Raw genomic sequence first — 25,670 nt, 5'->3', positions numbered from 1 at the left:
AAACCTCCTAATCTCGAGATCTTGGATCAAGAGCATCTTGTAATCCATCACCAAATGCATTAAATGCAAACATTGTTAGTGAGATTAACACTGCAGGGAAAAATAAACGCCACCACTGTCCACTTAAAATAACTCCTAATGCATCATTTGCCATGGTACCCCAGCTTGCGAATGGAGCTTGTACACCTAGTCCTAGGAAACTTAAAAATGCTTCAGCAAAGATTGCACTTGGAATGGAAAACGTTAAATTGACGATAATAATCCCCATCATATTTGGTACTAAATGACGGGATATTATTTTTGCATGTGATGTACCAAGTTTTTGCGCTGCCAATACGTATTCCTGTGATTTTAATTGCAGAACTTGTCCACGTATAATTCTGGCCATCCCGACCCACCCCGTTACACATAGTGCAATTATTATGGTGGTTACCCCGGGTTCCATCATCACCATCAGCAGAATAACGACTAACAGGTATGGGATTCCGTAAAGAATTTCTACTATTCTCATTAGTCCACTATCAATTCGATCTCCTAGCTTTCCGCGACCTGCCATATAACCAGAGATACCCCCGATAACAACGCCTAAGAATAAATCAATTACAGCTGCAACAAGACCGATGGTTAGGGAAATTCGAGCACCCATCCATGTTCTAACCCACATGTCACGACCTAAATCATCTGTTCCAAACCAATGATCACCTGAAGGAGCCAGGTTTGTTTTCGTTAAGTCTTGATCGGATGCCGAGTATGGTGCCATCATCGGTCCAAAAATAGCGAAAAACATGATGACAACTAATAGAGCAAGACCAAAAATAGCAAGTTTATTTTTAAGAATACTTAATACTGTTTCTTTCCAAACACTCAGACTTGGTCGTTGTATTGGATCAGCCTTTAGTTTATTGGGATCTGCCGGACGAAATAGGGAATGATCCACACTTTTTTCTATCATGTTAATCCCCCTTACTTGATAACTTAATTCTAGGATCAATGAGACGATATGAAATATCAATCACAAAAAGAGTTACAACAAGAATCGTACTAAAGAATACCGTTGTACCCATGATTACTGGGTAATCACGATTAAAAATACTATCTACGAAGTAACGACCAATTCCTGGAATTGCGAATATATTTTCAATTACGAATGTACCTGTGATTAATGAAACAAATAAAGGACCTATAAAAGACACAACAGGTAATATTGCATTTCGTATTCCATGTTTTAAAACTAGATTCGTTGTAGATAATCCCTTAGCATTTGCTGTCTTTATATAGTTTTGGTTCATGACCTCAAGCATACTAGACCTCATAAATCTAGTAATAACAGCTAAAGGTGTTGTTGCTAATGCTAATGAAGGAAGTACGGTATGCTGCCATGTACCCCAAGAAGCAACTGGGAGAAGCCCCCACTCAACTGCAAAATATTTAATTAAAAATGGTGCTAATATAAAGCTAGGTACTGATATACCGATTATGGCAATAATCATTGATGTATAGTCCAGGAATCGGTTGTGGTTTAAAGCGGCAATAATCCCTAACATAAGTCCAATTACAAGTGCAATAATAATGGATTGAAGACCGAGAATTGCAGATGCAGAGAATCCGTCCGAAATAATCTGGTTTACTGTACGAGTTTCAGATTGAATGGAGGGACCTAAATCTAGCATTACGAGATTCTTCAAATAGAGAGCATATTGAACTGGTAATGGTTCATCTAGATTAAACTTTGCTCGCATATTTTCTAATACTTCTGGTGGTAATGCATTAGAGTCAGATGCAAAAGGATCACCAGGGATAAATTTCATTATTACGAAAGTTAGAGAAGCGATTACCCAAATCGTAAGTAACATGGTAAAGAATCGTTTAACTATATACATGTAACACAACACCTCCAGAATATGAAAAGCCTATGCGCCTTCGTCTGCCTCAACAACATTTGTACCTATAAATATCTTACAAGATAGTAGAGGGAGGGACAGGCACTGGGGCTTAACACAAAAAAATGGGTTTAAGTTTTTATTTGTTTTAAAAGAAGAGTAGTTATGAATTTACACTACCTAGTACACCATTAGTAGCTGTCATTGCAATAATGACACAACCCCACATGTGTTTGTACGCTGTCACCATGTCATCACAAGTGAAGCGAATTTTTGTTGGGCTAATGAGTTCAACAGTAGGAAGAGTTGTTGTCATTTTAGCTTGTTGTGGTCCTTTAAAATCAATTTCAAATGTAATAGGGCCATTCACTATCGTAGGTGTAAACTCTTCAATACGATCAACAGCCTTTTCTGCTTTCTCACGAATGATATTTTGCGCTACTACAGGATGTAGAAGTTCTGCAGAAAATCTATCAACTGCTCTTTTGGTTACTGCCCCTTCTACGTTAGGTAAGGTTTCTTTCACTTCTTTTACATAGGCATCGTCTCCACTAATGAAAATAGCCGGGACACCAAGGGAACCTGCAACCATTGTATTCATTTCTGTCTCCCCAACAACCTTGCCATTGATCTTCATTTCCTTTACGCAAATACCTGCCAATGTATGACTTATTACGGTTACATCAGATCCAGCTTCACGTCCATGATGACCAACAAACATAATGCCGTTAAATGTTTCATCAAGACCTTCGAGTTGACACATTACTCTATTACTACCTGACACCAGTCGAGCTCTAGAATCTAATTCTTCTATAATAATATTGGACATATTACCGTGCCCATCAGCTACGACAACCTCTGTTGCACCACCATTGAATGCACCTTCAATTGCAGCATTTACATCAGCTGTCATTAGTTTGCGAAAACGTTGATACTCACTAGGGGTTTTTAATTGTTGATTGGTAGCAACACCAGAAATACCCTCCATATCAGCAGAAATGAATATTTTCATTAAACTCTCTCCCTTTTTCATTAGAATTACTATTCGTTAAAAAAATTGTCATTAGATAAATTCAAACGTATTTTTATATACATCAAGCTGAACAATAGAGTTTATTTCCAATATATTTTCATTCTCATTTAAAAGAATGATAGTATCTGTGATTTTCTTTTGATCTTTAACAGCTATTTGTATAAGAAGTTGATATTCGCCTGAAACTAATGAAATATAGCGAATCCATTTAATTTCCTGTAAGTCTTTTACAACAGTTTGAATAGACTTAGGATGAACCTTAATTAAAATAATGGCTCCAGCCTTAATTCCGACGGTAATTGGATCAACAATGCCTACCACGTTTAAAATTTCTTTTTCGATTAAGCTTTTGTAACGAAGCCTTACTGTCTTTTCTGTTACATTTAATTTGCAGGCAAGTTCTTTAAACGACATCCTGCCATCAATCGATAAATGTCGAATAATTCCACTGTCCAGTTCATCTAATTCATAATGCAATCATTCTCCCCCTTTCAGTACTTTTATCTAAATGACTATCACAAAAGGATAATAATTTTACTTTCACTACCAATTTAAAATACTTTAAATATAATTTATTATCTAAATAAGGAATTAGTTGCAATTATATAGAAATAGTTTTCAGAAATCAATTATAATTTTGTTAATTGGGAAGAATTTTTTTCATTACGTATTAGTAATGTTCGTGTTTAAAGAGTTTTGAATTGATAAGTACTATATAAGTTCATTTTCGAACAGGTTATTATTAGAATAGTTTTAGGAACGATGGGAAAATTGTCGAAATTTTATGCTTTATAAGCAGTTGAACAGGAAATAGAATTGGTGCTTTTTTGGAATTAATAGGAGATTACACAATGGGGATGTATGGTGGGTACTAAGAATGAATGGATAATAGAATGAAGGTTATCTACTATATAATAGAATGAATCCATTTTCCAAAAAAATAAAAGGGACCCTACAAAACAATGAGCTTAATGTTTTGTAGGGTCTTTTGTGTAAGAACTAAGTTATTAAATTTCCTTAATCTAAAATCGTTACCTTTACTTGTTGGACACCGTAATTAATTGCATCTTGTTTGGAAGGAATAAATATATCAATCTTGTTTCCTTTAATTGCTCCACCAGTGTCTCCGGCAATTGCTTCGCCGTAGCCTTCTACATGTACTTTGCTACCAAGTGGAATAACAGATGGGTCAACTGAAATCACTTTTGCATCTGGATTTTCCAATAGGTTAATACCAGTGGATGTAATACCTGAGCATCCTTCACATGTAGCGGTGTAAGCTGTAGCTGTTACGGTTATTTCCTTCTGACTTGTACTACTACTCGTTGATGCCGCTTGTTCTTTAGTAGAGCTTTCCTTTGGTTTTTCAGTAGCGGGTGCTACAGGTGCACTTTCTTTTGGCTTTTCTGTAGTTGCTGCAGGTGCAACAGGGGTGCTCTTATTTGTCTTTTTATCAGATGTAACTGTGCTTTTAGTTTCTTTTGTTGTTCCTGCAACTGACTGTACCGGTTTTTCTACAACAGCTGTTGCAACTGTTTTTGCACCTTCAAAGATTACTAGATTTAATCCAGGATGGATAAGATCACTATGTAATTGGTTCCATTCTTTTATTTGCGAAACCTGTACCTGATGATCAATGGCGATGTCCCACAATGTGTCGCCTTTCTTAACCGTATATTGTTTTTCTGGTGCAATAAATAGTTCATCCCCAGGGTGTATGAGGTCTGTCGAAAGGTGATTCAACATTTTTGTATTTTTAACTGATGTATTTTGTGCGCGTGATAGATCCCAAAGGGTATCTCCTTTTTGTACTGTAATCATTGAAGCTTGTACATTTGCACTTACTGTTACTGAGAGTACAGTACCTGTCAAGATTGCTACCATTTTTTTAAGCATTTTTTACCCTCCATGTTCTGTAGTTGCTAATTTTCAATAATCGTATCATAGATATTCTGTAGAAAAAGAACAGGGAGGTGATAATTTGGTTTCATCTGTGGCAATTATATTGCAAGAATGTTTCTAGCATAGTAGTAGTTGAAATATATGGTTTACTCAGACTGCAGGGGATTCTTCTATTATTTTAGAATAGGAAACAAGTACCGGTTAATATGACATGTAGTAAAATTTAACAGTGACGAATCAATGAGTCTACTAATATAGAGAAGTTTGTAAACTAAATGAGTATATTGTTGTAAAAATAAACAAAATGTCGATTATTGTCTACTTGACAAGACTGTTAGAACAGTATAGAATCTGATAAAGAACAAGGTAGTGATGCGATACGCAACATTTCTTGAGTGAGCAATTTATCTTTTATATGAAACTTTTAATAATGTGTTGCAATTTTACCTATAAATAGTACTAATCGATTAGTGGTTCATACCACTTATTTTTACCCTTCGATTGTAAGCACTTGCAGTTCTTTCTTGGGGATGGATTGTAGATGCTAGTGGAATTGTACACAATATTATAGAAATCATTGTTCCTTATATGGAAAGTTTTATTTATTAGGTTATCTATTGATTAGCTCAAGTGTAATAGTCCTATTTGTGCCGATGTAAAAAAATGTAACCGTATACTTGTAAATGAGAAATTTAGTAAGCGGTTATAATCGGTATGTTCTAACAGACCTTTACAAAAAAATGAAAGCTGGTATCTCATCCATTATTTCAATTCAAATAAAAACACATCTTCAAATTAAGGGGGAAGTAATTAAATGGAACCGTCAGGCATCCAAATGGTTTCCGGGCTTATACTCGGGGTAATCGTATTAATCTTACTTGTATTAAAAACAAAAATTCACGCATTTCTAGCGCTTATAATAGGAGCTTCAATTGCTGGACTTGTTGGAGGAATGGTTCCTGGTGATGTTGCTGGAGCTATCTCAGCAGGATTCGGGAGCACATTAGCTTCAGTAGGTATTGTAATTGGATTAGGTGTAATGATGGGCCGTATTCTTGAAATAACAGGTGCTGCCGAAACATTAGCCTATTCATTAATTAAATTTGTTGGTAAGAAAAAAGAAGAGTGGGCAATGGCAATAGCGGGTTATATTATTTCGATTCCGATTTTTGTTGACTCAGCTTTCGTTATTTTAAATCCATTAGTAAAGACACTTTCAAAGAAAACAGGTAAATCAGTTATAGCGATCGGTGTATCATTAGCAGTTGGTCTTGTACTTACACACTCCATTGTACCTCCAACTCCAGGTCCATTAGGTGTTGCAGGGATTTTCGGTGTAGACATCGGTCTAATGATTGCTTTAGGTCTTGGATTTGGTATACCTCTAATGATTGTAGGGGTTTTATATGCGAAATGGCTTGGTAAGAAAATTTATCAACTTCCAAGTGATGAATCAGAATCTGGATATGTTAGACCTGAAAAAGAAATGACTTACCCAGAGTTATTGGAAATTGTAAATGAAAGATCAAAAGAACTTCCATCATTTGCAAGATCGTTTTTACCAATCTTAATTCCAATTATCCTTATTTTTATCAATACAACATTATCAGCTTTAGAGTTAACAGAAGGTTTTTATGGAATCTTTACTTTCTTAGGTACACCAATCATAGCGGTTGGACTTGGTTTAATCACAGCTATTTATGCATTAGCAGGAAAACTAAGTCGTAATACAACGCTTGAAGAAATGGAAAAAGGTATTCAAGATGCTGGTATTATCTTACTAGTAACAGGTGCAGGTGGTGCGCTAGGGAACGTATTGCGTACAAGTGGTACAGGGGATTACATTGCTCAACAAATCGCAGACCTACCGCTACCAGCAGTTCTAATTCCTTTCTTTGTAGCTAGTATGGTTCGTTTAGTTCAAGGTAGTGGAACAGTAGCGATGATAACTGCAGCATCTATTTCAGCGCCAATCTTAGCTCAATTAGATGTGAACATGGCACTTGCTGCTCAAGCTGCTGCATTAGGATCACTTATTTTCTCTTACTTTAATGATAGCTTCTTCTGGGTAGTAAACCGTATGCTAGGTATTAAAAATGTAAAAGAGCAAATCTTGGTTTGGTCAGTACCAACGACTCTTATGTGGTTCACAGGATTAATTCTTATCTTAATTGCTAACATGTTTATCTAAATTCATAGAGTAAAGAACCGAAAAAAGAGCTCAATTAGGGCTCTTTTTCTTTACTATAAAAACAAATGAGGTATTATATTGGATTGCCCTTGCAATTTATGCCATAAATGAAATCGCTTTAGTATATTCTTTTACTTTGGTTATAAATCGCTTATAATTAAAAGTGTTGCAAAATGCAAAGTTGTTTACATTAAAAACACGATAATCTATTAAGTATCACTTGTTTACTACTAAATTTATTGATATAGGTGGAATAAAGAATGCGAGAAAAGTATGAACGACTTAAGGAAATATTGAAAGAGATGGAAAATGTGGTGGTTGCTTTTTCTGGTGGAGTAGATAGTACGTTTTTATTAAAAGTAGCCATTGATGTTTTGGGAGCAGAGAAAGTTTTAGCGGTTACGGCTGATTCTGAAACATATCCTTCCAGTGAATTAGAGGAAGCAAAGAGGCTTGCCAAAGAGATTGGTGCAACACATCAAGTAATTGAAACTTCTGAACTGAGCATTCCAGGTTATGCGGAAAATGACAGGAACCGTTGTTATTTTTGTAAGAACGGGTTATTTGAGGAAATCGTTCCAATCATGCGTGAAAAAGGATTTAAGAACGTTGTATATGGTTTAATTGCAGATGATATGAGTGAACACCGTCCTGGCGTTCGGGCAGCTAAAGAACATGGTGTACGAGGGCCACTTCAAGAAGCAAATCTTTATAAGGATGAAATACGTGAACTTTCCAAGCAATTACATTTACCAACCTGGGAAAAGCCATCGTTTGCATGTTTATCATCAAGAATTGCGTATGGTGAAAAGATAACGCAAGAAAAGTTAACAAAAGTTGAAAAATCAGAGGAATACATTAAAGGATTAGGTGTTAAACAAGTACGTGTTCGGACGCATGAAGATATTGCTAGAATTGAGGTAGAGCCTCAAGACATGGAACGCATCTTAACCAATCATCAAGAAATTATCGAAAATCTTCAGTTATTCGGTTATAAATATGTCACTCTTGACCTACAAGGGTACGTAAGCGGAAGCATGAACAAGGTGTTAGCTAAAAGTAACGTATAATAGGATGGTTAAATCAAGTCAAGGGTGATGGGTAAATGATTAAGGCATTGGCAATTGTCCCTTATGAGGGATTATATGAAATGATGAAAGAAGTCACACAAGATGTTCATGATATTGAGTTTCGGATTGAACTAGGGAACTTGCATGAAGGAGTAGCCATTGCGAAAGAGGCTGAAAAGAGCGGTTATCATGTCATTATAAGTCGTGGGGGGACAGCTTCATTAATTCAGGAGGCTGTCTCTATACCGGTGATTGATATTCAAGTATCTGGCTATGATGTGTTACGTATTTTAACTATGGTTAAAGGATTTTCGCGAAAAGCTGCGATTGTGGGCTTTTCTAATATTACACAGGGTGCGGGTACAATATGCAAACTCCTCGATTTTGATATTAAAACATTAACGATTACAAAAGAAATAGAAGTAAAAGAAATGTTAACAAATCTAAAAGATCAAGATTATGAAGTGGTCATAGGTGATGTGGTTACGGTTCAAGTTGCAAAAGAATTAGGTTTGACCGGGGTTTTAATCACGTCGGGCAAAGAGGCTATTATTGACGCATTAGAAGAAACAAGAAGAACCTACCATGTCTTTTCACAATTACAACAGGACGTTTCTTTTTTTAAAACGATTCTCAATTGTAGCGAGCAAGCAATTGGGGTTCTGAACAAAGATGAAGAGGTCATTTATAGTAATGAACGCTTCAATCAAGATTTTAATTGGGCAAAGGTAAAGAACTCAGATACGATAAGAAATTTAATACAGGAAATCATTATTACAGGTCAAAAGATTTCAAAAACCATACACATAGATGATACGTTTTGGAAAATAACAGCATGTTCAAACGAAAATGATATTGTTTTATTTATAGAAAATAACCTTTCTAATGAATCTGCTAACCAAGGAGAAGGGGTGAATGTTAATGCAATCGAAATTCATACCCCAGATTCAACGTTCTCTCCTTTTACAGGAAAGAGCGAGCAAATTCAAAATGTCTTGAAGAAAATTGAGCAATACAGTAAAAAGGATGAAGCTGTCTGGATATCAGGCGAAACGGGAAATGGGAAATCAGTAGCAGCTCAGTCGATCTACCAAAATAGAAGGTCACAAAGTGAGCCATTTATTATTTTAAATTGCGAACAGTTAACCGCGGAACAACTTAAAGAAATAAATGAAGGTTTTTTCCTTACGGTATCAGAGGGTGTTCTTTTTTTAAGAAACATTCATAAATTAAATCCTTATGTTCAAAAGGAACTCTATCAAGTATATACAAATGGAAATGGTAAAAAGCTAAAATGGATCGTATCTTCCGATGATAATATGGATGATAAGGTAAAAAGTGGGTCTTTCCATCAAGAGTTATATAATGCCTTGGCAGGGCTAACAATCCATATCCCACCATTACGAGAACGTAGAGAGGATATCGAGGATTTAGTCCATTTATTTATTACTGAATTACATCCGAAGTATGGAAATGGAGTCATAGGGATTCGTCAGGAAGCCATGGAAGAGATAATAAAATACGATTGGCCGGGAAATATCGAACAACTTAAACAAGTAATCGAACAGTTATTTTTGCAATCTCATACCTATTATATTGAAAAAGAAGAAGTTGAGGCACTTTTGGAACGAATAGAGCTAAAGGAAAAGAAAGATGATCTATTCGTACAGATTGATATAACTGGAACATTAGAAGATATAGAAAAGCAAGTAATCAGAAAAGTACTAGAAGAAGAAGGGTTGAACCAATCGAAGGCAGCTAAGCGATTAGGGATTAACCGTTCTACATTATGGCGCAAGCTAAAATAAAGCTTGTGCCTTTCTTATATTTTGGTGTAAAATGCAACATATTTTGAAAATAAGAATAAATATCATCAAATCTATTGCTAAATGCAACATATTGTTTTATGATAAGTGTAAGCGTTTTTAGGTAGTTGTTTAAAAATGCCACATGAAAAGTTATAACTTTCTTCAATAAAGAAGAGTTGAAACGCTACATGCAGTGTGAAGCTTGTTTCGAAACAAAATAAAAAAAGCTAAATTATACAAACTAACTAGTAAAGGGGGCGGGATGTAGGTGAAACTAGCGGTAATCGCAGATGATCTAACGGGTGCAAACGACACGGGAGTTCAGTTTGCAAAACAGGGTTTAAACACAACAGTGCTATTTTCATATACACAATTACAACCGTCACATCTTACTGAAGATGTCATTGTTTTAAATTCAGACAGTCGAGCAATAGAGGCCGGTACGTCTTATAACATCGTTTTTGATTTATCATCACAATTGAAGCAATTAGGTGTTTCTAATGTTTTTAAGAAGATAGATTCAACGATGAGGGGAAATATTGGTCCAGAAATTGATGCAGTAATGGATGCTTTTGACTATAAGATTTCATTTGTAGTACCAGCTTTTCCAAAAAGTAATCGCGCGACTATTAATGGAGAACATTTTGTGAATGGAGTGCCATTAGAGAAAGCTGAAATGGCGAAAGACCCTGCCAGTCCAGTAAATGAAAGTTATCTGCCAAAATTGGTACAGAAACAAAGTAAGAGGGATGTTGAGCTAATTACAATCTCTCATGTTAGAAAAGGAATCGACCACTTATCTCATATAATGAAGGAATTATCCTTGAGTGATACGTCGAAAATCATCATTATTGATGCAACGACGGATGAGGAACTTGAAATCATCGTTAAAGCAGCACAAGCTTTACAAGAGAAATATCTCTGGGTGGGATCCGCAGGAATCGCTTCACACATTTTCTTCGAAGAAACCCAGGAAGAAGATATAAATACAACTAAAGTTTGTGACCGAGATCCTGTATTAGTGGTTGCGGGTAGTGTAAATTCTATTATTCAGCAACAAATTCAGGTCCTTAAAGAAAAAAATGATGTAGCAGAAATTGTTATTTCTCCTGAAGAATTCTTTTTTGAGGATAGGAGAAAACTTGAAATTGATCGTATTGTGAAAGAAAGTAAAACATTGCTAGATAAAGGCGACTTAGTAGTAACGACGAACCGAGACCAGGAAGTAATAGGGAAAGTAAAGGATTTACAACGTGAACTTGGTTTATCAAACTTCGATGTTGGGAATACAATAGCTCATGCAATGGGAGTAATTGCTGGTCAATTAATCGAAAGTAAGAAAATTTGCGGTGCCGTTTTAACAGGTGGAGATATTGCAGGTGCTACATGTAAAGAGTTACAAGGCGAAGGGATTCGAGTCATTGGTGAAGTAGAGCCTGGTATACCGTATGGCAAACTCTTTGGAGGATTATATGATGGCATTCCACTTGTCACCAAAGCAGGTGCATTTGGAACCGATCAAGCACTTTCTAAGGCTCTTCAAAAGGTTACTGAATTAAGTACACGTACTCAATGAGTACTGAAATAAAGAAATAATGACTGATTTTTGCATGTTAAATTAGAGATATTTACAGGAGGAATTAGATATGACTAGCTATAAACCAAGTATCGCGATTACAATGGGAGATCCATCTGGTGTCGGACCTGAAATTATCGTAAAATCTTTGAATGATAAAAACATTTATGATAACTGCAGTCCATTTGTTGTAGGCGACGTAAAAATTTTAAAAAGAGCTTTAAACGTAACAAATATTGATCTTGAATTAAATAGCATTACTAAACCAGAAGAAGCAAAGTCCCAATATGGCACAATTGATATTATCGATCTTGATTTAGTTTCTGAAGATTTACCATGGGGACAAGTTTCACCAGAAGCTGGAAATGCAGCTTTCCGTTATTTAGAAAGAGCTATTCAATACGCAAATGAAGGCAAAATTCAAGGGATTTGTACAGCGCCACTAAATAAAGAAGCACTTCATAAAGCAGGCCATATTTATCCGGGCCATACAGAGATTTTAGCAGAATTAACAAATACAAAGGATTTTGCGATGATGCTTTCTGCACCAGCGTTAAGAGTCATTCATGTGACAACACATATTGGACTTCTTGATGCGATTCATAAGATTAATGCTGAACGTCAATATACGGTTATCAAACTTGCACATGAGACATTACAAAAGGCAGGAATTGAATCTCCTCGAATCGCTGTTTGTGGAATTAACCCACATGCTGGTGAGAATGGACTTTTTGGTCATGGTGAGGAAGAAGAAAAGATCGTTCCGGCTATTGAAAAAGCGCAAGCAGAAGGAATAAATGTTCAAGGACCACTTCCAGCAGATACATTATTCTTTAGAGCTAGACGTGGAGACTTTGATATTGTTGTTGCACAATATCACGATCAAGGTCATGGACCAATTAAAGTGTTAGGTCTAGAGGCTGGAGTTAATATTACAGTAGGTCTTCCAACTATTCGTACAAGTGTTGACCATGGGACGGCTTTTGATATTGCTGGTAAAAATATTGCGGACGAGCAATCATTAAAAGAAGCCCTACGTATGGCAGTTGAATTAGCTCCAAAGAAAAAAGCGTAATATGAAGAATATCAAGCAAGAGGTCAAACGATCTCTTGCTGACTTTGTATACAAACCATTTTTTATCAACAAGTAGTATTTCTGTAAAGGAGACAAGGATGATGACTTTACCAAAGGTTGCAAAGATACGTCAGAAATTCCAAACGGAAAGTATAAAAGATATCCCAGGAGCGATTGGAGAGCAATTTCTTCATGTAAATGCGGATGAAAAAATTAAGCCAGGTATGGAGATTGCAATAACTGTGGGAAGTAGAGGAATCGCCAATATTCCATTAATCGTTAAAAGTGTTGCAGATGAAATTAAAAAAAGAGGAGCGTCTCCATTTATAATCCCAGCAATGGGAAGTCATGGTGGAGCCACTGCTGAAGGACAAATCGAAGTCTTAGAGGGATTAGGCGTCACTGAGGAATCAACAGGATGTGAAATACGTTCATCCATGGATGTTGTTGAAGTGGGTAAAACTTCTGATGGAGTCCCAGTTTACATTGATAAGAACGCTTATCAAGCAGATGGAATAATCGTTATGGGGCGTGTTAAGCCTCATACTGATTTTAAAAACAAGGTTGAGAGTGGCGTTTTGAAAATGGCGTCAATTGGAATGGGGAAACACAAACAAGCCTTAGCTTTACATACACATGGTATTAAAGGAATTAGCGAAATGATGCCTGAGGTCGGCAAAGTGGCTATCGCCAATTCAAATACTTTATTTGGTATAGCTATTGTTGAAAACGCGCATGAAGAAACAGCCATCATCGAGGCTATTGAAAAAGATCGAGTTGAAGAGCGTGAAAGAGAATTATTAAAAGAGGCATTTGCGTTAATGCCTAGCCTTCCAGTCGAAAATATGGATATCTTAGTCGTTGACGAGATTGGGAAAAACTATAGTGGGACAGGAATGGATACCAATATTATTGGGCGTATCCGGGTGCTTGGGGTTGAAGAGCCTCAAAAGCCTAGCGTTAAATATGTCATTGCTTCAAATTTAAGTGAGGCGAGTCATGGCAATGCATTGGGAATTGGCTTAGCCGACTTAACTACAAAGCGCTTATTTGAAAAAGTTGATTATCAGGCAATGAATGAAAATGTAATTACAAGTACATTTTTAGCTCGAGCAAGTATCCCAATTATTCTTGATAATGATCAAGAAGCTCTAAAGGCGGCACTCCGTGCGAATTGGGGTGTATCACCGGAAAAAGCTAGAATTGCTAGGATTCCAAATACACTTCATATCGGAGAACTATATGTATCTGAAGTTATATTTAATGAATTAAAAGATAAAGAAAACATTGAAGTATTAGAGGACCTACATGAAATGAAGTTTGACGAAAACGGTTATTTCTTACCTATGTAACAGGCCTTTTAGGAATTTAGACTTTATATAGAAAAAACAAACAGCTCCTGCTAGAGGGGCTGTTTGTTGTTATCGATATATATAACCTCTTTATTATGCTTTCGGACTCTAAATAGTTTACCGCCAAGTTCATTCAACGCAATCGCTGCTAATATAATGGCTGTTCCCAACCATTGAAGGGGTGTGACTGTTTCGGACAAAATAATACTAGCTGATAGGATGGCGATGGGTAACTCGATGGAAGTTAGGATATTGGCAATTCCACCAGAAACCAATGGTGCTCCCACGGCGAAGAATAGTGGAGGAAAGACTGCACCAAATAAGGATACACCAACGGCTGTTACTACTAAGTTTGTCTCTAATGGAAATACAGATGGAATATCGCGCATGAATATGATCAGGATTAAAATGGTTGACCCGGTTGCCATTAATGAAGTACGAGCCAATGGGTCTACATCTACAGCGACTTTTCCGCTGAAAAAAATAAATCCTGAATAAGTAAATGCAGATAAAATACCAAAAAGGAAACCTTTAAGTGGTAGCCCTTGGATGTCGCCATTTATAATATTGGAAGCAAAAAAGACGCCGATTAATATTAATAAAATGGACAAAACAGTGATGGGAGCGGGTTTCACCTTGCTGAAAATCCATTCTAAAAGTATTCCAATCCAAACGAATTGAAACATTAAAATAATGGCCAATGAAGCAGGTAGATATTGCATGGCCCCATAATAAAAAATACTAGTTAATCCGGTAAAACATCCGGTCACCATGATTAGAGGAAGATTTTTCTTCGTAAGTCCTTTAAAGCTAGGTCGTTTAATTAGAGTGATAGACCATAATAAAATCGATGAAATTAACATTTGAACAATATTTATTTGGCCTAGTGAGTAGCCATAGCTAAACCCTAATTTCGCAAAAACCGGTGTAAAGCCAAAACATCCAGCACCCAATAATACAAACAATATGCCCTTATTTACTTTCATTATGAAACCTCCATGAAGCTCTCAATACTATTAGACTATTGTATCATATAAGGAAAAGTAGATGCCTAACAGATGCTTCCATCATCCCGATAAACAAATAGGGTTCATTTGATGAAGTATTAAATGCGTGGAATGTTTGTGTCGATTTTATGACAAAATCATGATTCATCATGGATAAAGAAAAAACGTAGTACAATAGGCTAGAAACAAGGTATAACTATTAATTCACCGTATGGTAAGAGAGGACGTAAAGGGAAAAATTGAGATCATATAATAGATTTTTTGTACTTTTTAGTATGTTAATTATGATTAGTTTATCAGGTTGTGGTAAAGAAGATATTGTCACAAATGTGGGAAAGCTAAACTTTGAACAGCCATTAAAACTTCCACCACTTGTAGAGCCTATAATCGAGGCTGATGGTACAAAAAACTTTACATTGACCATGCAAACGGGAGAGACAGAATTGCTTCCAGGTAAGATTGCGGATACTTGGGGGATCAATGGGACCTATTTAGGTCCAACGATTAGGGCTTCTCGTGGGGACAAGGTTTCTTTTAATGTTGTAAATAGTTTGAGCGAACCATCAACTCTACACTGGCACGGTATGAGATTGCCTGCCATAATGGATGGAGGTCCCCACCAAATGGTTGATGCGGGGGAAACTTGGACTCCCCATTGGACGATTGATCAACCATCTGCAACCACATGGTACCATCCTCATTTACATGGAAAAACAGCCCAGCATGTATATAAAGGACTTGCAGGCATGTTCATCATCGATGATGAGGATTCAAAAAAACTTCCTTCTGAATATGGGGTAGATGATATTCCACTCATTATACAAGATAAATTGTTTACGAATGAGGGACAATTAACAGAGGATGAAGAGGGAGTATTTGGTACACTTGGTGATGAAATACTTGTGAATGGTACGTATGACCCCTATCTTGAAGTTAAAACGAGTCAGGTCCGTTTTCGATTGCTCAATGGCTCGAATGCAAGAGCCTACAATTTTGGCTTTAGCGATGGGAGAGCTTTCAAACTTGTGGGGAACGATGCAGGCCTCCTTCAAGAGCCAGTAACCTTGGAACGATTTATGCTAAGTCCAGGTGAACGTGCAGAAATTGTTGTAGAATTTGAGCCGGGTGAGGAGACGATTCTCCATAGTTATAGTGGGAATAGCGGTCTAGATAATGGTGAATTCGATTTGTTAAAGATAGTAGCAGCCTCTGAATTAAAAGAGTCAGCACAAGTCTCTGGGCAACTTTCAAGCGTACCACCAATTGAGGCACCAAAAGATGCTAGAGTTCGTCAGTTCAAGTTAACAATGGAGAATAAGATTAATGACAAGTTAATGGATATGTATCGTATTGACGAGGTTGTTCCAGCGGGAGCAACAGAAATATGGGAGATCAACAACTTTGGATGGTCGCATAATTTTCATATTCATAATGCCGCCTTTCGAGTTTTAGACATAAATGATAAGCCACCTTCAGAGTATGAGCGAGGAAGAAAAGATACTGTTTTTATTCCAAATGGTTCAAAGGTAAGAATTGTTGTGGAATTTGGCAATTATGCTGACCCTAATTTCCCGTTGATGTATCACTGCCATTTATTGCGACATGAAGATGACGGCATGATGGGCCAATTCTTATTAGTAGAACCCGGTACTGAATCACAGGTGCCAACAACACTTCCTACTAACGGTACGAATGGGGAACATCAGGGGCATCATTAAATTGATAGAGAAACATAACCTTTTTTTAAGGATATAATCAAGATAGGGAATATCAAATATTAAACTTTATAGGAGGAAAAATGAGTAATTTGCCTAATTGTCCAAAATGTAATTCAGAGTATACGTATGAGGATGGAGCATTACTAGTATGCCCAGAATGCGCTTATGAGTGGCCATTGAATCAAGAAGAGGAAGTTAATGAAGGCGTTAAAGTCATCAAGGATGCAAATGGGAATGTGTTGGTTGATGGAGACACCGTTACAGTAATTAAAGATCTGAAGGTAAAAGGGAGTTCATCTGTACTCAAACAGGGTACGAAGGTAAAAAGTATTCGCTTAGTTGAAGGGGACCATGATATTGATTGCAAAATTGATGGATTTGGTGCGATGAAATTAAAGTCTGAATTTGTTAAGAAGATATAAAAGTAAAAAAGTCGCTATTAACCAGTTAGGTTGATAGCGACTTTTACTATTGAAAAGGATTATTGATGAACGAGATTCTTTTGATTAGAATCATCAGTAGTTGTGTCCCAATTGTTTCGAATTAGGTAGTCAAATGCGCTTAATGATGCAGTTGCACCTGATCCCATTGAAATGATGATTTGCTTATATGGGCTGTTTGTACAGTCACCAGCAGCAAATACACCAGGAATACTTGTTGCACCGTGGTTATCAACTACAATCTCACCCATTCGATTACGTTCGATTGTGTCACCAAGCCAATCGGTATTTGGTACAAGACCAATTTGAACAAATACACCTTGTAATTCAATGTGTTTTTCTTCACCGGAATCACGGTCAACATAAGTAATACCGTTTACTTTGTCAGTACCCGTAATTTCTTTTGTTTGTGCATTCTTAATTACCGTTACGTTTGGAAGACTGAAAAGACGATCTTGAAGCACAGTGTCAGCTTTTAGCTCTGAATTAAATTCAATAACTGTTACATGCTTGACAATACCAGCAAGATCTATTGCTGCTTCAACACCAGAGTTACCGCCACCGATAACAGCTACGTCTTTGCCAGCAAACAATGGACCATCACAATGTGGACAGTATGCGACACCTTTGTTTTTGAACTCTGCTTCCCCTGGTACATTAACATTACGCCAACGAGCACCAGTTGAAAGAATCACGGTTTTACTTTTTAATACAGCACCGTTTTCTAGTTCAATTTCAACTAAGTCCTTCTTTTCAATGCGTTTCGCACGCTGTAGGTTCATGATATCAACATTATATTCTTTTACATGTTCTTCGAGACTTGCTGCAAGCTTAGGACCTTCTGTGTACTTCACACTGATAAAGTTCTCAATGCCAAGTGTATCCATAATTTGGCCACCAAAGCGTTCAGCAACAATACCTGTGCGAATACCTTTACGCGCTGCATAGACTGCTGCACTGCTACCTGCTGGTCCGCCTCCAACAACAAGAACATCAAATGGATCTTTATTAGCAAATTCTGATGCATCAGGTGCGCTGCCAACTTTTGAAAGAATCTCTTCTAATGACATACGTCCATTACCGAAAACTTCTCCATTTAAGTAAGCAGTTGGAACAGCCATGATATCCTTGCTTTCAACTTCTTCCTTAAAAGCAGCACCATCAATCATTGTATGTGTGATGCCAGGGTTGAGAACACTCATCACGTTAAGAGCTTGTACAACATCAGGGCAGTTGTGGCAACTTAAGCTTACATAAGTTTCAAAGTGGTATTCACCTTTGATCTCTTTTATTTGGTCAATTAGCTTCTGATCAATCTTCGGAGCTCTTCCACTTACTTGTAAAAGAGCCAACACAAATGAAGTAAATTCATGTCCTAGAGGGATTCCGGCAAATGTTATACCAGAATCCTCGCCGATACGATTGATGCTAAAGCTAGGTGTTCTCTCTAACTGAACGTTCTCAACTTTAATTTTAGAAGACATCTCTGCCAACTCATCAACGAGAGCCTGCATATCTTTTGAGACACTGTCAGAACCCACGCTAACTTTGAGTAGCACATCGCTTTCTAAAAGTTGAAGATATTGAGCTAATTGTTGCTTTATATCAGCATCTAGTATCATTTAAAGCACTCCTTAGATTTTTCCTACTAGGTCAAGGCTTGGCTTAAGTGTTGCTTCTCCTTCTTTCCACTTAGCAGGGCAAACCTCACCAGGGTTGTTACGTACATATTGTGCAGCTTTAATTTTGTTAATAAGTGTGCTTGCATCACGGCCAATACCGTCTGCATTGATTTCAACAGCTTGGATTACACCATCTGGATCAATGATGAAAGTACCACGGTCAGCTTGTCCAAGTTCTTCAACTAATACATCAAATTGACGAGAAAGTACGTGAGCAGGGTCACCGATCATTGTATAAGTAATTTTACCAATTGCTTCTGAAGAATCATGCCATGCTTTGTGAGTGAAATGAGAATCTCTAGAAGCAGAGAATACTTCAACACCAAGATCTTGTAATGCTGGGTATTGTTCTTGTAAATCTTCTAATTCAGTAGGACATACGAAAGTGAAGTCAGCAGGGTAGAAGCAAACAATACTCCAATGACCTTTTAAGTCTTCCTCTGTAACCTCGATGAAATCACCATTTCTATAAGCTTGTAATGTAAATGGTTCTACTTGTTTTCCAATAAGTGACATAATAAAATTCCTCCAATTAATTATATTTAATATAGATTATTAGCATTATTGACTAATAAATCTATAATTAATACTTGTTTATAATAATTATTATATAGATGTTATTATTTATGTCAATTAAAATGCTATGACAATTATATTCAAATATCAATTAGTAGGTTTTGTATTTAAAGGTACCTTTATAAATGGTAATTCTTGATTAATACTGACTTCCATTGACACAAGTATAAATTTGATTCATAATATTCCTAATCTATAATTTAAAAGTTATATACGGACTAATTTAATAATAAGAAGTGATGAGAGGGAACTAGTAAGTAGTCCTCAGGTAAAAGAGAGTAAAATCCATGGGCTGAAAGATTTTATAACCTGCAATGCTATTGAACCTGTCCCTTGAACTGTTAGGGAAAACCTAACCGTTGCCTGCGTTAAAGGTTTCGAGTGGATACTAAGAGCGATTCTAGTATCAATAAAGGTGGTACCACGAAAGGCATGGTCTTTTCGTCCTTTTTTATAGGGATGAAAGGGCCTTTTTTTATAGAATTTAATGGGTGGTGAATGAAATGAAGAAGAAGCGAATTGTTGTCAAAATAGGGAGCAGTTCTTTAACAAATCAAAATGGTGGCCTTAGTAACGATAAGCTTAGAGAACATGTGGATGCGATAGCTCGTTTAAAAGAACTTGGGCATGAAGTCATTCTCATTTCATCTGGGGCCGTTGCGGCTGGATTCATGGACCTTGGCTATTCTTCCCGCCCTAAGACTGTCGCTGGTAAGCAAGCAGCCGCAGCAGTGGGCCAAGGACTTCTACTAAGAGGGTATACGGAAGAATTTAAAAAACATGGTATTGTTGCCGCGCAATTACTATTAACAAGACAAAATTTTCTATACAAGGATCAGTACAACAATGCTAATGCAACTCTATCGGAACTTCTAAAACGGAATGTTGTACCCATTATTAATGAGAATGACTCCGTATCATTAGAAGAATTAAACTTTGGAGATAATGACATGTTATCGGCATTAGTAAGTGGCCTTGTACATGCTAACTTTTTAATTATCATAACAGATGTCAATGGCATCTATGATCAAAATCCACGAACACATCCAAATGCAAAGAGGTATAACTTCCTCAATGAGATTAACGATGAATTAGTAAGTGGAGCTTCTGGAGCAGGGTCAAATGTAGGCACTGGAGGAATGAAGTCAAAAATTGAGGCAGCAAGGACAGCTGTTGGTTTAGGAGTAAAAGTGTTTATTGGATCTGGTTCTGGAGACGAAAAATTTGTCGATATTCTTGCAGGAAAAGGGGATGGAACGTATATTGGAGATTCCTCACGACCTAGTATGAATACGTCGAAGCAGTGGTTAGCCTTACACTCGATCCCAAGTGGGAAAATTGAAGTGGACCAGGGTGCGGCAGCGGCCATTTTAAGGCATGGTAAAAGTCTTCTCCCTGCAGGTATTACAAACATAATTGGAGATTTTAGAATCAATGATGTTGTGGAGGTTGTAAACCTTAAAGGAGATATAATCGGAAAAGGAAAAGTAAATTATTCTTCTGAACAATTAGTAGAAATTAAGGGTTTATCGAGCACAAAGGCTATGGTTAAGGTAAACAGTGATCAGCGTGTTGTCATTCATAGAGATAATTGGGTAAGTCAAAAAGAGAGGAGAGTTAAGTATGAGTGAGTTAATTCTAAAAGGGAAAAAGGCAAAATCAGCAGCATCGCTTTTAGCAAAGGCAACCACAGAACAAAAGAACAAGGCTCTTTCGACAATTTCTGAGCAACTGATCAAAGAACAAACGTTTATTTTGGAAGAAAACAACAAGGATTTACAAACAGGAAAAGAAAATGGAATGAGTGAGTCTATACTTGACCGCTTAAAGTTAAATGAACAGCGGATTCAAGATATGGCAGATGCCCTTGTTCAATTAACGAAACTAGAGGATCCAATTGGACAATTAATAGAGGAATGGGAGCGTCCAAACGGACTTCAGATTGCCCAAGTTCGAGTTCCTCTAGGGGTAATCGGAATGATTTATGAGGCAAGACCAAATGTAACGGTTGACGCATCTAGTTTATGTTTAAAAACGGGAAATGCAGTACTCCTTCGTGGTAGCTCTACAGCGATTCATTCAAATAAAGCGCTTGTGAAGGTTATCCAGCATGCGCTTGAGTTAAGTAATCTACCAGTTGAGGCTGTTCAACTAGTAGAGGATACAAGCCGAGAAACAGCATCGGAAATGTTCAAGTTAAATGAGTATCTAGATGTGTTGATTCCGCGTGGTGGTGCGAAGTTAATTCAAACAGTTGTACAAAATTCGACAGTTCCTGTATTAGAAACAGGAGCAGGAAATTGTCATGTTTATATAGATGAAACAGCAGATCCAAAAATGGCGCTTGAGATTGCAATTAACGCGAAAACACAACGTCCATCGGTATGTAATGCGATTGAAAATGTTCTTGTCCAAAAGGATTGGGCATCAAAGCATATACAAGAATTGATAACAGCCATGCAGGAAAAAGACGTTCAAATACATGGGGATGAAATGGTCCAAAAAGTAGGAAAGGAAATTATTCCTGCGAGCTTGGAAGACTGGGGTACGGAATTTTTAGGGCTAGAAATTGCCGTGAAAGTGGTTGAGGGTGTAGAAGAGGCTATTACCCATATTAATCGATATGGAACAAAGCATTCCGAAGCCATTATCTCATCGAGCGTTGAAAATGTAGAGAAATTTTTTACAGAAGTGGATGCAGCAGCTGTCTACCATAATGCATCAACCAGGTTCACAGACGGATTTGAATTTGGATTTGGTGCAGAAATTGGAATTAGTACTCAAAAACTACATGCTCGTGGACCAATGGGGTTACAGGCCTTAACCTCCACCAAATATACAATTCGTGGAAACGGGCAAATTAAGTAAAAATTGAATACGAAATATAGGGGATGTTTCCAATAATTTTGGAAGCATCTTTTTTATTTTCTTGTTGTTTACAAATTTGTTTACATGTACACAAAAAGTATACAAGGTGTATACAAATCTGTTTACATGTTTACAAATCTGTATACATCCCGGTATGACAACATGTGTACGAGTTTGTATTCAATGTTTACAGAAATGTATACAAAAAACGACATGTTTACAAAGTGTTTACAGGTTTACAGTTTTGTTTCTTTTTACTGAGAATCATTGTGGAATCTAGTAATCTCTTATACGCTTTTAATAGGTAAAAAAGTTCAACAGATGTACATAGCAACAAATCTAACTAAATTGAAAAGGGATGATGTTTGAATGACTATGTCCAGAATTGCAGCAGTTGATGTTGGAAATGACTCTATTAAGGCGATCTTCGGAGAACTAGAGTACGAATTAAATATACCTAATATTATTGCAAGAGACACCGAGGACCGTCCGGTAATTGGAATAGAAGAATTAAATAGTAAGGATCCATTGGAAGGACTTCATATTAAGGTTCACTCCCCTGCCCTAAAAGAGAATAATGTCATTTATCGTGTAGGGCATTTAGCAACCAAGAGTAACAGTGCATCAGAGTTGGACCCAGGTAGCAGCAAATCAGAAGAGGATCAGACATTAATTATGCTTTTTGCTACTTTGGCATTGGATGCGGTACGGGAGGGTAATACATCTTCGTTTCCAAGGTCAAAAAATGTAATTGATGCAAATTACACGCTAGGAACAGGATTACCACTTCGAGAAGTAAAAGAAGGAAAAGATGCTGGATATCGTTCAAAGCTAACTGGATCCGTTCATCAAGTGGAATTTCTTGTAACACCAAGATATCAAGGATTAAAGGTCAACATTAAATTCAATGAAGTCAAAATCTATCCAGAAGGTTTTGCCGCTTATATTAATCTTGTAATGGATAATAATCTGAAAGTAATCAATAAGGATTTAATTGATAAACGGATTTTAATTCAGGATATTGGTGGTCTTTCTACGGATATTGCGGTGATTCGTAACCGAACTGTCGATGATGATAAGGCCCAAGGCTTTAATCTTGGGGTATCTGAGTCTTTAGAAGCAATTAGAGAAGAAATACGCTCTAAGCATGGAATAGAGTTAGATAGCCGCCGAGATGTAGTTGATATTATTACGAGAAAAAACAACCGAAATCATATTATGGTAAAAGGTAGTCGGACAAGCGTTCATGATATTACGGACCGCATCTTGCTTGAATTGGCGAAAAAGCAATATCGATTACTTCGCAATGTTTGGCTGAAAAACTCTCAAACGGAAATCTGCTATTTCGTGGGTGGCGGATCAAATGTGCTAAAGGATTATATTAAAACATTAAATAACAACCTCGACGGTTATAATATTGAATTCTTTGAAGATGAAAAAGAAAGTATTTGGATGATGGCAAATGCCTATTATAAGCTCATTACTGACTTTATAAGAAAAAATGAGAAGCAAAAGTTACCACAAGAGCCAGTAAAAAAATAATATCTCAAGATAAGGTGATCCTATGAAAACAACCTCACCTGAGGTAAAGAGGGGCCAAGCGATTTCGTTTCGAGTACCATCTGATACACCTGATCATTTATTAAAGCATCTACAAAAACTGAAGGAAACAGAGCGAAGGAATTTTTCTAGTAAAATCGCTGAGTTTGTCATGCAAGGAGTCGGCCAGACCTATTCAAGGGAGCGGGAAGTGATTACCGTTCCACTCCCTCATAAATTAAGTAAATCACAGCGCAACTGGCTTAAGCATGGGCACTCGGAGGCATTGCTAGGAAGTATTATTTACCACCTTTTATCTGACCCAGTTCGTGCGACTGCACTACTAGCATCGTTAAATAGCAAATCAGTAGATTTAGATGAAGCCTTATATCTTCAAGAGGAATTATCCGTCGAGGAACATAAGGTTAAGCCAATTGCTGAGGAAGGCTATTTACAATCAGCTGACGAAGTCGCAGTAACTGAAGATGCGTCCAACTTTGAGGATGACTTAAATAATTTTAACTGGGAAGCTGCTAAGCAAGATGAACCAAAAGAAGAAGATAATGATGCGGAGGATGCTGATTTAGACAGTCTTTTGGGGGATTTTCTTTCTGCAATGAATAAGTAAAAACGAAGGGACAGTACTCGTTACTAAATGGTAGCGTGGTACTGTCCCTTTTAAATGAACGAAGAGAACTGTATCATAGTAGAAAGAAAACCTAAGGATAAGGATGGAGATCATGGAAACGGAATTGAATATACAAGTAAATTCAAAACTCGCGAATAAGTATAAAGGGGGTTATCCTCTTGTTACAAAGCAAGTGATGAATCATACAGGCCATTTAGAAGAGGGAGCCCTAATTAACCTTGTTGACGAGAGAAATATATTTATTGGAAAGGGTTATTACGGCAAGCAAAATAAAGGATATGGCTGGATCCTAACGAGAAATATGGATGAAAAGATTGATCAGTCTTTTTTTGAAAGGAAGATCAAAGCTGCCTTAGACAAAAGAAAGTCATTTTTTAATGACAAGGAAACAAATGCCTTCCGTGTATTTAATGGAGAAGGAGACGGTATTGGGGGCTTCACCATTGATTATTTTGATGAGTATTATTTAATCAATTGGTACAGTAAAGGTATTTATGCATATTCCGATCATGTGATAACCTCACTTAAAAATCTAGCCCAGTATAAAGCCATTTATCAGAAAAAACGATTTCGTGAAGACGGGAAATTTATTGAAGAAGACGGGTTTGTAGAAGGTGAACGTGGCCAGTTTCCGATTATTGTTAAAGAAAACGGAGTTAATTTTGCCGTTTATTTTAACGAAGAAGCCATGGTTGGGGTGTTTCTCGATCAGCGGGATGTAAGAAGGACGATTCGCGATAAGTATGCCGAAGGGAAGACTGTATTAAATACTTTTTCATACACCGGCGCCTTTTCTGTGTTTGCAGCAAAGGGTGGAGCTGCAAAGACAACTAGTGTGGATTTAGCGAATCGCAGTTTGCCGAAAACGATTGAGCAGTTTAGTGTAAACGGAATTGATTATGAGGCCCATGATATTATAGTTGAGGATGTTTTTCACTATTTTAAATACGCAGGTAAAAAGAACTTGAAATTTGACGTGGTCATTCTTGATCCTCCTAGTTTTGCAAGATCGAAGAAAATGACGTTTAGCGCTGAAAAGGACTATAAAAATCTCTTGAAGGAAGCAATTGTCATTACAGAAAATAATGGGGTAATTGTTGCTTCAACAAATAGTGCATCCTTTGACATGAAAAAATTTAAGGGCTTTATTGATGCGGCGTTTAAGGAAAGTAATTGCAAATACGAAATTAAAGAGGAATTTACATTACCTTCGGACTTTCAAACAATTTCGCAATTTAAGGAAGGAAACTATCTAAAAGTAGTATTTGTCAAAAAGCTAAAGGGCTAAGAATGAAGATGGAGGC

The 25,670-nt window shown here is 37.0% G+C and carries 21 protein-coding genes and 1 other annotated feature; of the genes, 13 read left to right on the top strand and 8 right to left on the bottom strand.

All coding sequences use genetic code 11. From position 1 onward, the window contains the following. Positions 1 to 7: 7 nt before the first annotated feature. The 5 genes from ACFSFW_RS17785 to ACFSFW_RS17765 form a co-directional block, all read right to left on the bottom strand. Positions 8 to 952, bottom strand: coding sequence for an ABC transporter permease (locus tag ACFSFW_RS17785; protein ID WP_304213505.1), 945 nt, complete (start codon positions 950 to 952; stop codon positions 8 to 10). Between the two features lies 1 nt (position 953). Continuing rightward, a complete protein-coding gene (locus ACFSFW_RS17780; RefSeq protein ID WP_388040210.1) occupies positions 954 to 1,880 on the bottom strand; it encodes an ABC transporter permease in 927 nt (308 codons plus the stop codon). Positions 1,881 to 2,043: 163 nt separating this feature from the next. Beyond that, positions 2,044 to 2,892 carry a M55 family metallopeptidase gene (locus ACFSFW_RS17775; RefSeq protein WP_388040208.1) on the bottom strand — a complete coding sequence of 283 codons (849 nt, stop codon included), beginning with the start codon at positions 2,890 to 2,892 and terminating at the stop codon, positions 2,044 to 2,046. A 51-nt stretch (positions 2,893 to 2,943) separates the two neighbouring features. Next, the gene (locus ACFSFW_RS17770) at positions 2,944 to 3,390 is read right to left on the bottom strand and encodes an Lrp/AsnC family transcriptional regulator (RefSeq protein WP_099360748.1); all 447 of its coding nucleotides are present in this window, start codon (positions 3,388 to 3,390) and stop codon (positions 2,944 to 2,946) included. A 540-nt stretch (positions 3,391 to 3,930) separates the two neighbouring features. Beyond that, positions 3,931 to 4,809 (bottom strand): LysM peptidoglycan-binding domain-containing protein, encoded by an 879-nt coding sequence (locus tag ACFSFW_RS17765; protein ID WP_388040206.1) that lies wholly within the window; start codon positions 4,807 to 4,809, stop codon positions 3,931 to 3,933. An 820-nt stretch (positions 4,810 to 5,629) separates the two neighbouring features. On the opposite strand from ACFSFW_RS17765, the gene ACFSFW_RS17760 reads away from it, so the two are divergent. The 6 genes from ACFSFW_RS17760 to ACFSFW_RS17735 all read left to right on the top strand — a co-directional run bounded on the left by ACFSFW_RS17760 (position 5,630) and on the right by ACFSFW_RS17735 (position 13,887). Next, the gene (locus tag ACFSFW_RS17760; RefSeq protein ID WP_304213522.1) at positions 5,630 to 7,006 is read left to right on the top strand and encodes a GntP family permease; all 1,377 of its coding nucleotides are present in this window, start codon (positions 5,630 to 5,632) and stop codon (positions 7,004 to 7,006) included. A gap of 260 nt (positions 7,007 to 7,266) precedes the next feature. Next, complete coding sequence (gene larE, locus ACFSFW_RS17755; protein ID WP_388040203.1) at positions 7,267 to 8,076, top strand: ATP-dependent sacrificial sulfur transferase LarE; 810 nt, start codon at positions 7,267 to 7,269, stop codon at positions 8,074 to 8,076. Positions 8,077 to 8,111: 35 nt separating this feature from the next. After that, positions 8,112 to 9,884, top strand: coding sequence for a sigma-54-dependent Fis family transcriptional regulator (locus ACFSFW_RS17750; RefSeq protein ID WP_388040201.1), 1,773 nt, complete (start codon positions 8,112 to 8,114; stop codon positions 9,882 to 9,884). 268 nt (positions 9,885 to 10,152) lie between these two features. Continuing rightward, the gene (locus ACFSFW_RS17745; RefSeq protein ID WP_388040200.1) at positions 10,153 to 11,460 is read left to right on the top strand and encodes a four-carbon acid sugar kinase family protein; all 1,308 of its coding nucleotides are present in this window, start codon (positions 10,153 to 10,155) and stop codon (positions 11,458 to 11,460) included. 70 nt (positions 11,461 to 11,530) lie between these two features. Continuing rightward, a complete protein-coding gene (gene pdxA, locus ACFSFW_RS17740; protein ID WP_099360754.1) occupies positions 11,531 to 12,535 on the top strand; it encodes a 4-hydroxythreonine-4-phosphate dehydrogenase PdxA in 1,005 nt (334 codons plus the stop codon). Between the two features lie 101 nt (positions 12,536 to 12,636). Next, positions 12,637 to 13,887 (top strand): nickel pincer cofactor-dependent isomerase, group 22, encoded by a 1,251-nt coding sequence (locus ACFSFW_RS17735; protein ID WP_388040198.1) that lies wholly within the window; start codon positions 12,637 to 12,639, stop codon positions 13,885 to 13,887. A 50-nt stretch (positions 13,888 to 13,937) separates the two neighbouring features. On the opposite strand, the gene ACFSFW_RS17730 is transcribed toward ACFSFW_RS17735, so the two are convergent. Then, positions 13,938 to 14,873: an EamA family transporter gene (locus tag ACFSFW_RS17730; protein WP_388040196.1), complete on the bottom strand. Its 936-nt coding sequence runs from the start codon at positions 14,871 to 14,873 to the stop codon at positions 13,938 to 13,940. A 305-nt stretch (positions 14,874 to 15,178) separates the two neighbouring features. Here ACFSFW_RS17730 and ACFSFW_RS17725 point away from each other — a divergent pair, with 305 nt between their 5' ends. Both ACFSFW_RS17725 and ACFSFW_RS17720 read left to right on the top strand, forming a co-directional pair. Continuing rightward, complete coding sequence (locus ACFSFW_RS17725) at positions 15,179 to 16,612, top strand: multicopper oxidase family protein (RefSeq protein WP_388040194.1); 1,434 nt, start codon at positions 15,179 to 15,181, stop codon at positions 16,610 to 16,612. An 80-nt stretch (positions 16,613 to 16,692) separates the two neighbouring features. Beyond that, entirely contained in the window at positions 16,693 to 17,034 is a 342-nt protein-coding gene (locus tag ACFSFW_RS17720) for a zinc ribbon domain-containing protein YjdM (RefSeq protein WP_099360757.1), read from the top strand. Positions 17,035 to 17,093: 59 nt separating this feature from the next. Here the strand turns inward: ACFSFW_RS17720 and ahpF are convergent, their stop codons facing one another. After that, positions 17,094 to 18,674, bottom strand: coding sequence for an alkyl hydroperoxide reductase subunit F (gene ahpF, locus ACFSFW_RS17715; RefSeq protein ID WP_388040192.1), 1,581 nt, complete (start codon positions 18,672 to 18,674; stop codon positions 17,094 to 17,096). A gap of 12 nt (positions 18,675 to 18,686) precedes the next feature. Further along, positions 18,687 to 19,250, bottom strand: a complete 564-nt coding sequence (gene ahpC / locus ACFSFW_RS17710; RefSeq protein WP_099351424.1) for an alkyl hydroperoxide reductase subunit C — start codon at positions 19,248 to 19,250, stop codon at positions 18,687 to 18,689. Between the two features lie 290 nt (positions 19,251 to 19,540). Continuing rightward, positions 19,541 to 19,762: a binding site (T-box leader), on the top strand. 51 nt (positions 19,763 to 19,813) lie between these two features. Between ahpC and proB the strand changes: the two genes are divergently transcribed. The 5 genes from proB (at position 19,814) to ACFSFW_RS17685 (ending at position 25,654) form a co-directional block, all read left to right on the top strand. Then, a complete protein-coding gene (gene proB, locus ACFSFW_RS17705) occupies positions 19,814 to 20,941 on the top strand; it encodes a glutamate 5-kinase (RefSeq protein WP_304213552.1) in 1,128 nt (375 codons plus the stop codon). Next, positions 20,934 to 22,178, top strand: a complete 1,245-nt coding sequence (locus ACFSFW_RS17700; RefSeq protein WP_388040189.1) for a glutamate-5-semialdehyde dehydrogenase — start codon at positions 20,934 to 20,936, stop codon at positions 22,176 to 22,178. Before proB ends, ACFSFW_RS17700 begins: the two co-directional genes overlap by 8 nt. A gap of 369 nt (positions 22,179 to 22,547) precedes the next feature. Continuing rightward, positions 22,548 to 23,720 (top strand): Alp7A family actin-like protein, encoded by a 1,173-nt coding sequence (locus ACFSFW_RS17695; protein WP_388040187.1) that lies wholly within the window; start codon positions 22,548 to 22,550, stop codon positions 23,718 to 23,720. A gap of 22 nt (positions 23,721 to 23,742) precedes the next feature. Further along, positions 23,743 to 24,345 carry a hypothetical protein gene (locus tag ACFSFW_RS17690; RefSeq protein ID WP_388040186.1) on the top strand — a complete coding sequence of 201 codons (603 nt, stop codon included), beginning with the start codon at positions 23,743 to 23,745 and terminating at the stop codon, positions 24,343 to 24,345. Between the two features lie 112 nt (positions 24,346 to 24,457). Further along, positions 24,458 to 25,654, top strand: a complete 1,197-nt coding sequence (locus ACFSFW_RS17685; RefSeq protein WP_388040184.1) for a class I SAM-dependent rRNA methyltransferase — start codon at positions 24,458 to 24,460, stop codon at positions 25,652 to 25,654. Positions 25,655 to 25,670: the final 16 nt, after the last annotated feature.

This window comes from Ferdinandcohnia salidurans, assembly GCF_042680725.1.
Classification (GTDB): Bacteria; Bacillota; Bacilli; order Bacillales; family Bacillaceae_L; genus Ferdinandcohnia; species Ferdinandcohnia salidurans.
Note: the sequence above shows the minus strand (reverse complement) of the source record. Positions and strands in the feature narration are given on the sequence as shown.